Below are 12,556 nucleotides of genomic sequence, written 5' to 3'. Positions count from 1 at the left end.
AGCCATGCGGCATAAAAGCGCAGCCTATTTCTCAATTTTTAATTCTCAATTTTAAATTTATTAGAATGGGTATCCCACTGCAAAGTGAAAAGCGAAGTCACGTCCGAAATCAGGGCGTATAATTGGGAAACGGTCTTTTCCTTTTTCAGGATTGACGGCTTTCATACCTCCATCAAAACGAAGTACAAAGAAGTCCAAATCAAGGCGTAATCCTAATCCGTAAGCTACTGCTATCTGCTTATAAAACGTATTAAATCTGAACTTACCCCCCGGTTGATCTTCATATTCACGAAGCGTCCAGATATTTCCTGCATCTATAAACATTGCACCTCTGAATTTCAAAAACAGCCGTGTGCGATATTCAATACTCGCGTCCAGCTTGACATCTCCCGATTGATTCAGGAAATTGCCGTCACCCGGGAAAGAACCAGGGCCAAGACTACGAACCGACCATCCGCGCACACTGTTGGCACCACCCGAAAAATAACGTTTTTCAAAAGGAACAACCTGTGCATTTCCATAAGGAATAGCAATGCCGCCTCCGATGTGGAATGCTATCGAGTTACGATTGTCGATCACGATATTCTTGGCAAAATCCAAATCTCCTTTTATATATTGTGCATATGGAATATTCAATATCGTATATTCATCCTGATCATTTTTCTTCAGATGGCTCATCTTGGAAATCACATATAGCAGATTTCCGGCGGATTCGAAGTTGAAGCGTACACTATAAGAATTACCGATAACTGTATTGTTCATTAATGCCTGCCCGGCACTATTATATGTGTAGCTATAACCGGTGCGTACAATTAAACGATCTTCATAGTTATACCTCAGAATGTAGTTCTGTTCATTATTCAGATATTTATCCTCGAATTCTTTTCCGATCCAAGGCATATACAGATAGTTGACATCCAACAAATCTATACGATGTTGTGAGCGTTGGCGTTGCAATCCCCATTTGTAGCTCCAGGAGGCCGATGCGACGATACGGGCAAATTCCGGGCGTATCTGGTAGTTATATTGCACGCCGAATTCAGTAGTTGCCCGTATTTTTCGTTTGAAATCATTGGATAGGAAGGGGAACATGAAGCGGGGAAAGTTTATGCTGCTTTCCACACCAAGCTCTGTATAATTATTGTGTCCATAACCTAAGCCGGAAACAGCCTCGTAAGCTCCACGAAGTTTGACCAGGAAAGTTTCAGACCCTCTGAATACATTGCGGTTCTGGAAAGAAACTGATGCTGCAGCTCCCAAATCACCGGCAGAGTTGGTGCCTTCCACTTCAAAGGAAACAGACTGATGCTTGTTCTTCGTCAACATTACATAGGTATTCAACTTTGTGCTGTCTCCTGACTGTGTCTCAAAGAAGCGGACATTTGTATATTTCAGTACCGGCAAACGTCCGAAATTAGAATAAGTGCGTTGCACCTCCTGTTCATTATAAAGTTCCCCGGGGGTTATGCTTAGATTATCAGTCAGTACCTTGGGACGTAGATATAATTTGTCTTTGTAATAAATGGGAAATCCTTTATAATGAATTGAATCATTGATTTCAACACTACTCAAGGCGGATGATTGCAACACATTGTAGTCTGTAATGAAGTTCACCTTACTGATAGTGTACTGGGGATGATTCCGTGGTTCATCATCAGAGTGTTGTTTGTAGCGTGCCAGATGCAAGGTCAAGTCTACCTGGTGGGTACCACGCACTGTATCTGCTGTATATGAGATGTAGTCTTTATTAAATTTATAATACCCATTCCGCAGCAGATTATTCGTAATGCGCTGGCGTTCACTATCCAGTATGTTGACATTGAAGTACATACCTTCAGAAATATAAGTAGTTGCAGAGTCTTTCTGCATATAATCCCATATTTTTTCATCTGCAATATCATATTTAAGGCTACGAACTATATAGGGTTCACCGGTAGTCACTTTGTAGGCCAGTTTCAGTTTTTTCTTTTTTACTTTTGGAATGTATTCTACGGTGGCACTCATGTATCCCATGTTCTGCACAGCCTTCGTCATTTCTTCACGGGAGCGTTCAGTATCTTCTTGACTGTATATCACCGGTGCATCTCCCAATCTGCGCAACGCACGGTTCACCCAACGGGTAGAGTCACGCCCCGACCAGTTGTAAACATACAACTGGGTCTTAATTAAACTAAACCATTTGGAGTTTGGGTTTTGTCGTACATAAATGGATAAATTAGAGGGCTTCACATTTTTACTATCGGTATGTATGCGCACTTCATCCAGCAAGTATGAGCCATCGGGCACATATTTGGTAGTCGAGCAGGAAGCCAATGTAAGTATGACAGCAGTAAGTATTGCGTAGTGGAAACCTTTTTTCATACCAGATTTTGTAAATTGCGCATAAATAGACTACAAATATAAATCTATTTTTTCTTTCCCGAAATAAAAAACCGGATGAAGTGTGTTCCGTTTTTTGATTATATAGAAATAATCACGTACTTTTGCCAAACGATAACATTTAAGCTATGGCACTAAGCAAGAACCGCATCAAATATATCCATTCGCTGGAATTGAAAAAGAACCGTAAAACGGAGAAAGTATTTTTGGCCGAAGGTCCTAAACTAGTAGGAGATTTGTTAGGGCATTTTCCTTGTCGTTTTCTGGTGGCTACAGCAGAATGGTTGTCGCAATACCCTCAACTTCCGGTAGAAGATATCTCGGAAGTTTCTGCTGAAGAACTTTCTCGTGCCAGTTTGCTGAAGACACCGCAACAGGTACTTGCTGTTTTTGAGCAGCCGGAATATAAAACGGATGCTTCTGTTATCAACCATTCCCTTTGTTTAGCTCTGGATGATGTACAAGATCCCGGAAACTTGGGTACCATCATTCGTCTGGCCGATTGGTTCGGTATAGAGCATATCTTTTGCTCTCCGAATACCGTAGATGTTTTCAATCCCAAGACCATTCAAGCTACTATGGGCGGTATTGCCCGTGTGAAACTGCATTATACTCCCCTGCCCGAGCTTATCCGTAGTTTGTCCGACATTCCGGTTTACGGTACCTTCCTCGACGGCGAGAACATATATACGCGACAATTATCTTCCAACGGACTGATAGTGATGGGTAATGAAGGTAACGGGATAGGAAAAGAAGTAGAGCAACTCATCAATCGCAAACTCTATATTCCCAATTATCCGGCAGAACGGGAAACATCCGAGTCACTGAATGTTGCTATTGCTACAGCAGTTGTCTGTGCCGAGTTCCGCCGACAGGCTGCATCGTTGTAAAATCAAAGGGGTAAAACAGATAAGGCACTAACCTTGCAAAAAATGGTTCTTTGTAGAGGGTTTCCGGCACTTTTTTCAATACTTCCTTTTGCTTTTGAAAAATATCATGAAGTTTTGCTGAAATATCATCTTTATCTGTAAGCAAAGCAATTACTCCAGGAAACCACTCCACTCCTTCCATTTCTTCTGTCAGTGGAAAAACAGACACAACACATCCTTTTTCCACTTCTACCACATATTGTTTGAGATAACCATATTCGGGAATGAAAATGAAATGCGCAGCGTATCGTTTCATTATTGCGGCTTATCTTTACGGAATTGAAGACTCCCGGGTTTTTCTACTTTCTTTATTGGCTCTGTCGAAACCGGACGAGGACGTCCTACATCACGTCTACGGGGATTTCCGTCTGTTTTTTCTTCTATTTGTTCTACAGACTTGATTTCCTCTTTTTGTTCAGCATTATTCACTTCCTTTTTTTCTTGAATAGAATCATTCCGGATAGAATCATTTTTTGCGAAAGATAAGGTATCTGTAGCATGATAACGCATAAGAGAAATACGGTCGGTCAACAATGTGTGAGTGGCTTGTGCCGCCGGATAGTAGATTGAGCCACGTACTTCTACGATTTCTCCCAAAGTATCGGCGAAGAGGGATATAGTTTCCATTCCTGATTTATATACCTTCTGAAGATCACTAATGATACTATCATTCTTATATATAATCTGCATAGCCATAATAGGAGCATACATAGAATCCACCGCGCCGTTGTGGAAGCGGAAACGCACGTTCCATCGCAAAGTATCGCGATCTTTGAAATTAGTGTCGGAGGGTAATGAGAAAGTTATCTTGTTATCCATTGGCATACCCGTCAACTGATAGATACGTTGCCATGCCCATACGTCAATACTGTCGCCCGGAAGGCTTTCCTTAGGTTTGTTGTCACGTATGGAAATCAGGTGGTTAATGCCATCCCGTTCAGCTTTCAACTTTGCATTTACTTTCTCATAAATTTTAGTGAGGACTTCCGGATTACGCGTATACCAAACCATAGAGGAGTCGAAAACAGCTTGCGTAATACCATGTTTTTTGAACACCGATTCAATGTATAACACCCGTTTATAACCATCGGTATATGGGACTTCTTCTCCCATAGCTTTTGCTATATGATAGTCATAGAGTACATTTTCCATTTTAGCATCTGAAATAACTACCTTAGGTCTTTTGACCTGACAGGCAGTAAAACAGAGTGCTAACAGGAATATATTAAGCCATTGAATTCGATGCAACCTTTTCATGATTTCTTTATTGCATGATAAGAATCATTCAAATATTTGCTGTAAAACAGTAACAAAGCTATGATACCGCAACTGATAGCAGCATCGGCAAGGTTGAATATCGGACTGAAGAATATGAAATGTTCCCCACCTACAAATGGCATCCATTGAGGCCAGTTCGTATCAATAATAGGGAAATAGAACATATCCACCACTTTTCCATGGAATAATGAAGAATATCCTCCACCTTCGGGCATGAATGAAGCTATCTGTGAATGCGTACTTTCGTTGAACAATACACCGTAGAATACACTATCGATGATATTACCCAATGCCCCCGTAAATATGAGGGAAACGCATACGATATAGCCCGTTTTCAGACCTTGTTTTATAATCTTTATCAGATACCATCCTATTGCTGTTACAGCAATAATGCGGAATAAAGTGAGAAACAGCTTGCCAAATATTTCCATACCGAATGCCATGCCGTTATTCTCAGTAAAATAAATGTAGAACCACGTTGGTGGTTCTGCATTTATTATTCCCAATTTCTCGTATATCCACTTTATAGCATTCTCGCTCTGGTGCCAATACATGTGCGTTTTGACATATATCTTGATTACCTGATCGATAATCAGCACCGAGAAAATAACGAGCAGCGCAATACGACCTTTCGTAAGATATTTGTTCATCCTTACTTTTTACCGTTATTTTTGGCTTCAATGCTCAATGTAGCATGAGGCACAGCACGTAGACGTTCAGCAGGAATCAATTTGCCGGTTTCGCGGCAAATACCATACGTCTTGTTCTCAATGCGTATCAATGCGGCTTGCAGCCCTTGGATAAACTTCAGCTGACGTTGCGCCAGACGCGTAGTTTCTTCTTTAGATAAGGTGTTGGCACCTTCCTCTAAAACTTTGTATGTCGGAGATGTATCGTCGGTATCATTACCGTCGGCTCCGGTTAAACTGGCTTTCAGCAATTCATAATCGCGTTGTGCCAACTCTAACTTCTCATTAATAATGGCGCGGAATTCTTCCAATTCAGCATCCGAGTATCTTGTTTTTTCTGCCATAACTTTACGTGTTTAATCGTTAGTATTATTATTCTTTTACAACGCTTACGTACAGGGAGAAATCGTCAAAGTTTAGTTCCGTGCCGTTTTCCACCTCATCGGTCAGCGTCAGTGAGGTTCCTAAAACCTGGTTACAAATATAGTCTTTATATTCGTTTACCGCATCATCTGTTTGCTGATTTTTTGATAATGTAATCTTTATTTTGTCTGTTATCTCCAAACCGCTTGACTTACGGATGTTCTGAATACGGTTAACCAGCTCACGGGCAATACCTTCGCGGCGAAGTTCTTCTGTAACGGTTACATCCAGGGCAACAGTCAGTTTTCCTTCATTGGCAACCAGCCATCCTGGAATGTCTTCGCTGAATATCTCTACATCGGCAGCTTCCACAACTACATCCGCACCATCCAGTTGCAAGGTATAGGAACCGTTCTTTTCCAGTTCGGCGATAGCTTCCTGTGACATTCCCGCTACAGCGGCAGCTACGGCTTTCATCTGTTTTCCGAATTTCGGTCCCATCTTCTTGAAGTCACATTTCACCTTCTTCACCAACACGCCGGCAGCGCCGTCTACGAACTTGATATCCTTCACGTTCACTTCGCTCATGATAAGTGCCTTTACAGCTTCGATGTGGGCACGTTGTTCTTCGTCCACTACCGGTATCATGATACATTGCAACGGCTGACGTACTTTGATGTTCACTTTACGGCGCAAAGCCAATACCATGGAAGTTACATCTTGTGCCATCTGCATGCGGGCTTCCAGTTCCTTGTCTATCATTTCCTCGTTGTATTCGGGGAATTTGGCCAAGTGTACGGATACCACGTTATCACGTCCCGTTGCGGTGATCAAGTCCATATAGAGCTTGTCGGCATAGAATGGAGCGATGGGAGACATCAATTTGGCAACGGTTTCCAGACAAGTGTACAGAGTCTGGTATGCAGACAACTTATCCTGTGTAAATTCACCACCCCAGAAACGTTTACGGTTCAGACGAACGTACCAGTTGGATAGGTTGTCGTTTACGAAGTCGGATATCAGACGTCCGGCTTTTGTCGGCTCGTATTCGCTATAGCAAGTATCCACTTCTTTCACCAGTGTATTCAGTACGGAGAGTATCCAACGGTCGATTTCAGGACGTTCAGCCATCGGCACGTCAGCTTCCTTGTATTCAAATCCGTCTACATTGGCGTAGAGTGAGAAGAAAGAATACGTATTATATAAGGTACCAAAGAATTTACGACGAACTTCCTCGATGCCGTCTACGTCGAATTTCAGGTTATCCCACGGAGAAGAATTGGTGATCATGTACCAGCGCAAGGGGTCGGACCCATACTTCTCGATAGTTGAGAATGGATCTACACCATTGCCCAGACGCTTGGACATCTTGTTACCATTCTTGTCAAGTACCAATCCGTTAGAGATAACAGCCTTGTAAGAAATGGTATCGAATACCATTGAAGCGATGGCATGGAGTGTAAAGAACCAACCGCGTGTCTGGTCCACACCTTCGGCGATAAAGTCGGCAGGGTAAACCTGATGGCTATCCAGCAGTTCTTTATTTTCGAACGGATAGTGGATTTGTGCATACGGCATGGCTCCGGAATCGAACCATACGTCTATCAAGTCCGCTTCACGCTTCATGGGCTTGCCATCTTTGGATACGAGGATGATGTCATCCACATACGGACGGTGCAAGTCTATCTTATCATAATTTTCTCCATTGTACTCACCGGGTACGAAACCTTTATCCTTATAAGGATTGGACTTCATGAATCCGGCAGCTACGGATTTCTCTATTTCATTATAAAGCTCTTCAACCGAACCGATGCAGATTTCCTCGCTGTTGTCTTCCGTGCGCCAGATAGGCAACGGAGTACCCCAGTAACGTGAACGGCTCAGGTTCCAGTCGTTCAGATTTTCCAGCCACTTGCCAAAACGTCCCGTACCGGTGCTTTCCGGTTTCCAGTTGATCGTCTTGTTCAGCTCTATCATGCGGTCTTTGCAAGCGGTAGAGCGGATGAACCAGCTATCCAACGGATAATACAATACGGGTTTATCCGTACGCCAGCAGTGCGGATAATTGTGCACATGCTTCTCTATCTTGAATGCCTGGTTGTTGGCTTTCATCATCATGCAGAGACTTACGTCCAGACTTTCGTCTTGATCTGTCAGATTCGGGTCGTAAGCGTTCTTCACGAAACGGCCTGCATATTCTTTATATAAGTCTACGTTTACGCGCTCTTTCACGAAGTTCTCATCCAGTTCGTCCAATTTATAGAACTTACCGGTCAGGTCCACCATCGGGCGGAGTTCACCTTTCCTATTGATGAGTTGCAAAGGCGGAACGCCGGCGGCTTTCGCTACCTGGGCATCGTCCGCACCGAATGTCGGAGCAATATGTACGATACCTGTACCGTCTTCCGTAGTCACATAGTCACCTGAGATTACACGGAATGCGCCTTCGCCCGGATTTACCCACGGTATCAGTTGCTCATATTCCATACCCACAAGGTCCGGACCTTTATATTCTCCTACAATTTTGAACGGTATCAGCTTATCTCCCGGTTTGTAATCTTCCAGAGCGATGTCTTCCGCTTTTTTATTGAAGTGCGTGTAGAGCAAAGCTTTGGCAAGTACAACGGTGATTTTCTCTCCGGTGTATCCATTGTAGCTTTGTACGGCTACATAATCTATCTTCGGACCTACGCAAAGCGCGGTATTTGAAGGCAATGTCCACGGAGTGGTGGTCCATGCTAAAAAGTACGGAGTTCCCCACTCTGCCATTTCCGGCTTCGGGTTCTTCATCTTGAACTGTGCCACACAAGTCACGTCCTTCACGTCGCGGTAGCAACCGGGCTGGTTTAATTCGTGTGAGCTCAGTCCTGTTCCGGCAGCGGGAGAATACGGCTGTATGGTGTATCCTTTATAAAGATACCCTTTTGTATAGAGTTGCTTCAACAGCCACCACAAAGTTTCGATGTAGCGGTTGTCGTAGGTGATATAAGGATCGGTCATGTCTACCCAATACCCCATCTTGTGAGTCAGGTCTTCCCATTCTTTGGTGAACTTCATCACATCTTTGCGGCAGGCAGCGTTATAGTCGGCTACGGAGATCGTTTTACCGATATCTTCCTTAGTGATGCCCATTGCTTTTTCCACCCCCAGTTCCACAGGAAGTCCGTGTGTGTCCCATCCGGCTTTACGTTTCACCAGGAAACCTTTCATGGTTTTGTAGCGGCAGAAAATATCTTTGATGGAGCGAGCCATTACGTGGTGAATGCCCGGCATACCATTGGCAGAGGGCGGTCCTTCATAAAAAACGAAAGAAGGACAGCCTTCACGTTCTGTCATACTCTTGGCGAAAACCTGGTTCTCGTCCCATTTCCTCAACACTTCCGCGTTTACCTTTGAGAGGTCGAACTGCGAATATTCGGCAAACTTCTTACCCATCTTTATTTGCAATTTAACGATGTTACAATTTTACGATTCGGGGGTACTTTTCTATATGAAACAATAACCCTCTTTATTTTAAGGGTGCAAAGTTACAAAAAAGTTAGAGAAAAGATATTTTTGAATAGAAAAAAACAAAAAAACAACCCTATTGAAGTTTCTGGATAATCGTCGCGAATTATCATTATAATGAAAATTTCATAAGATATATATCAAACAAGATTTTCATTATAATGATAATTTGCTTTATTCATCACTCCCTCCAGTACTCCGGTCTGTTCATGGCATCGGCACATTTAATCTTTCCTTTTCCTATGCCAAAACCAGTTTTACAGATTGACTGAACCATCCAGTATTCACCTGATTCATCGGGGATATGATAGGGGGCCGGATAGCCCATGCGTGCAGCATGTGGCAAAAATCCATATTGAGGATAATATTCCTTATGCCCTAATACGAAAATAAGATTGGTTCCCATTTCCTGCAGCAGTCTGATGCCTGCTTTTATTAATTCTCCTCCTACACCCTGACGTTGAAACTCCGGCTTCACGGCCAATGGAGCCAGAATGTGCATCATGGGTTGCACCTGTTGCCCGTCAAAATAAGCTCGGGTAAAAAGTATATGTCCGGCGGGTCGACCATTGTATAGGGCAAGTAATGAAATTGCCGGTTGACCACTCTCGTCAGCCAGCAGATTAGCAACTAATTCAGGTTCTTTTTTATTGCGGAATGCCTGCTCGTGGATTTCCATAACGGCGTTAAAATCTTCTATTTGAGTCTCTCTGATTTGAATATTGTTTAAGTTCATTGCTTCTGTTACTTTAGGATGCAAACTACATATAAGAATACACTTATCCCTATGCGAATTCGCTATTTGTTAATAACTTATATAATATAGAAATAACCCGGACAAGAATATGCCCGAGCAAAAAACGAATGGATAATCTGCAAATAGAGCTACAGATTATTTACCTCACCAAACTCTTCTTAGATTTAAACATAAAACTTTTTTTATCATTGCAAATATAAGCAATTGTTTTTGAATAAACAGATATTTATTTATCAAATATTTTATTACTTTTGCCTGTCACATTGATTATTCACCAAAACCTCAAAAATAATATGGATAAAGTTCTGAAGAAAGTTGTGGTATTGCTGGCACACCCCAACATGGAAAAATCGCAAGCAAACAAAGCCTTGGTCGATGCTATAAAGGATATAGAAGAAGTGGCTGTATATAATTTGTATGAGATGCCGGCAGATGATGTCTTCAATATGGACGCATGGAGTCGCATTATTTCACATGCCACGGCTGTGGTATATCAGTTTCCGTTTTATTGGATGTCGGCCCCTTCTTTGTTAAAACAATGGCAAGACCAGATATTTACCCATCTGGCAAAGACTCCCGCAGTGGCAGGTAAACCGTTGATGGTAGCTACAACCACCGGTTCTGAATTCGAGGCATACCGAAGCGGTGGAAGGAACGGTTTCACGGTAGATGAATTGTTGCGTCCCTATCAGGCAGGTGCCGTACATGGTGGAATGATGTGGCAGACTCCTTTTGTGGTATATGGGATGGGAACTCCTGATGCAGAAAGAAATATAGCCAAAGGAGTGGATATTTACAAGAAAAAGCTGACAGCATTTGTAGGAGAAGACAAAACTGAAGATGTTTGGTGATTATCGATTAAAAGAACTTTTTTGAGCTCATTCATTTACCTGCTCCATATCAAGTCCGTACTTGCTCCGTATCTGCTCCGTACCAACTCCGTACTAAGTCCGTGCTATAGAGTACGGAGATGCTACGGGCCTGGTACGGAGCAGATACGGAGCAAGTACGGACTTGATAACAATATCCTCCTTGGCTGAATTATTTTAAGAAATAATTCAGCATCCTTTTTGATGGAGTATGAAATATGTACTACCTTTGCCGCCAAAGCAAAACCATTGCATGTGAAAAGGTTACTTTCTAATACCATAAAGTTTTTACTAATAGTAGTATTCGCTTATTACTATGTAGGAAACACAGCCTTTGTCCATACACATGTAGTCGATCATTTCCTCGTAACTCACTCCCATCCATACCTACCAGGTACACATCATTCGCATACAGAAACAGAATGGGAAACTGTCTCCTGTTTTAATCTGTTATGCCTGGACAGTTCGCATGAGTTACCGGTTGTCCCCTTTATCTTATTCTTCTTAGGTTTCATTTTTTTGCCGGATGGAACGAATCGGATTGTACGCCCTTTCCGATTATTCCATTTACGTTCTCCTCCCTGCCATGTATTCCGAACAGGTGACTATGCCTGTTATTCTTAATACATGAGTAAAAACAAGTTTCCAACATAACAACAAAGAAATGAAATACATATATTTATTGTGCCTGACCGGCATGATGTGTTATGCCTGTACCGGTCGGCAAAAAGAACAGGAAATGCAAGAGTTTTCTGTCTCAGGAGATACTATTACTGTATCTTCAGAATCTCCCGTAGCAAAAAAACTGATAATAAGCGAAGTACATAAAGAATTGCATGAAACGACATTCACTGTATCCGGTATAGTGAAAGCCATCCCAAATCATTATGCAGAAATTGCCTCCCCATTTGCAGGACGCGTAACGCGCTCCTTTATCCGTCTGGGACAGAAAGTGGATAAAGGCAGCCCGCTATTTGAAATCAGCTCGCCCGACTTTTTTGAAACGGGAAAAGTCTATTATCAGGCCAAACAAGAAATGGAACTGGCTTCCAAAAACCTGCGCCGGGAACAGGATTTGTATGCGCATAAGGTCAGTGCACAGAAAGAGGTGGAAGAAGCCGAAGTGAACTACGAACTCAAAAAGAAAGATTATGAAAATGCGTTGGCAGCACTGAAAGTCTTCCAGATAGAACCGGATGAGTTGGTGTTGGGGCAACCTATGATTGTCCGCTCACCCATTTCCGGTGAAGTAGTAAAGAATGATATTGTTATCGGACAGTTCATGAAAGATGATGCAGACCCCATTGTCGTTGTTGCAGATTTGAATGAAATATGGGTGGCTGCCAATGTGAAAGAGAAAGATATGCCGCTACTTTCTTCTTTGAAACAAGTGGAAATTTCATTGGTATCGCAGCCAAGGCGCACCTTTAATGGTAGTATCTATCACATCAACGAAATGCTGGACGAGGATACACGTTCGGTAGAAGTACTGGTGGCATGTGACAACAAAGAACGATTGATGAAACCTGCCATGTATGCCACAGTAAAACTGACTGATGAACCTGCCGAAAGCGTCCTGATTCCCACTTCCGCCATCTTACAAGAGGAAGAGCAGGCGTATGCACTGGTATCTTTAGGCAACAATCAGTTTCTGAAACGAAAAGTGGAAACTTCCGCTACCGATGGTGACAAGTGCGTCATCATCTCCGGTCTGCAACCGGGAGAGAAATTCATCTCCGATGGCGCTTTCTATCTACTGAACGCCAACTAAACACCGGCTTGCAC

At 42.7% G+C, this 12,556-nt stretch carries 10 protein-coding genes; 3 read left to right on the top strand and 7 right to left on the bottom strand.

Annotated elements, in window-relative coordinates; translation table 11 throughout:
* Positions 1–60 precede the first annotated feature (60 nt).
* The gene (locus QZ135_RS02980) at positions 61–2,361 is read right to left on the bottom strand and encodes a BamA/TamA family outer membrane protein (protein ID WP_294605804.1); all 2,301 of its coding nucleotides are present in this window, start codon (positions 2,359–2,361) and stop codon (positions 61–63) included.
* Between the two features lie 146 nt (positions 2,362–2,507).
* Between QZ135_RS02980 and QZ135_RS02975 the strand changes: the two genes are divergently transcribed.
* Positions 2,508–3,269: an RNA methyltransferase gene (locus QZ135_RS02975; protein WP_294605803.1), complete on the top strand. Its 762-nt coding sequence runs from the start codon at positions 2,508–2,510 to the stop codon at positions 3,267–3,269.
* On the opposite strand, the gene QZ135_RS02970 is transcribed toward QZ135_RS02975, so the two are convergent.
* The 6 genes from QZ135_RS02970 to QZ135_RS02945 form a co-directional block, all read right to left on the bottom strand.
* A complete protein-coding gene (locus tag QZ135_RS02970; RefSeq protein WP_294605801.1) occupies positions 3,220–3,564 on the bottom strand; it encodes a hypothetical protein in 345 nt (114 codons plus the stop codon). The genes QZ135_RS02975 and QZ135_RS02970 overlap by 50 nt on opposite strands.
* Positions 3,564–4,565 (bottom strand): DUF4296 domain-containing protein, encoded by a 1,002-nt coding sequence (locus tag QZ135_RS02965; protein ID WP_294605799.1) that lies wholly within the window; start codon positions 4,563–4,565, stop codon positions 3,564–3,566. Before QZ135_RS02965 ends, QZ135_RS02970 begins: the two co-directional genes overlap by 1 nt.
* Entirely contained in the window at positions 4,562–5,236 is a 675-nt protein-coding gene (locus tag QZ135_RS02960; protein WP_294605797.1) for a lipoprotein signal peptidase, read from the bottom strand. Before QZ135_RS02960 ends, QZ135_RS02965 begins: the two co-directional genes overlap by 4 nt.
* Before the next feature lie 2 nt (positions 5,237–5,238).
* Complete coding sequence (locus QZ135_RS02955) at positions 5,239–5,619, bottom strand: TraR/DksA C4-type zinc finger protein (RefSeq protein WP_009127435.1); 381 nt, start codon at positions 5,617–5,619, stop codon at positions 5,239–5,241.
* A 28-nt stretch (positions 5,620–5,647) separates the two neighbouring features.
* Positions 5,648–9,073, bottom strand: a complete 3,426-nt coding sequence (gene ileS, locus QZ135_RS02950) for an isoleucine--tRNA ligase (RefSeq protein ID WP_294605794.1) — start codon at positions 9,071–9,073, stop codon at positions 5,648–5,650.
* A 253-nt stretch (positions 9,074–9,326) separates the two neighbouring features.
* Positions 9,327–9,881, bottom strand: coding sequence for an N-acetyltransferase (locus tag QZ135_RS02945; RefSeq protein WP_294605792.1), 555 nt, complete (start codon positions 9,879–9,881; stop codon positions 9,327–9,329).
* A gap of 314 nt (positions 9,882–10,195) precedes the next feature.
* Between QZ135_RS02945 and QZ135_RS02940 the strand changes: the two genes are divergently transcribed.
* Positions 10,196–10,753, top strand: coding sequence for an NAD(P)H-dependent oxidoreductase (locus tag QZ135_RS02940; RefSeq protein WP_294605790.1), 558 nt, complete (start codon positions 10,196–10,198; stop codon positions 10,751–10,753).
* Positions 10,754–11,435: 682 nt separating this feature from the next.
* The gene (locus tag QZ135_RS02935; protein ID WP_294605788.1) at positions 11,436–12,542 is read left to right on the top strand and encodes an efflux RND transporter periplasmic adaptor subunit; all 1,107 of its coding nucleotides are present in this window, start codon (positions 11,436–11,438) and stop codon (positions 12,540–12,542) included.
* Positions 12,543–12,556 lie beyond the last annotated feature (14 nt).

The sequence above is a fragment of the uncultured Bacteroides sp. genome (assembly GCF_905207245.1).
Taxonomy (GTDB): Bacteria; Bacteroidota; Bacteroidia; order Bacteroidales; family Bacteroidaceae; genus Bacteroides.
This window is presented reverse-complemented; position numbering and strand designations above follow the sequence as displayed.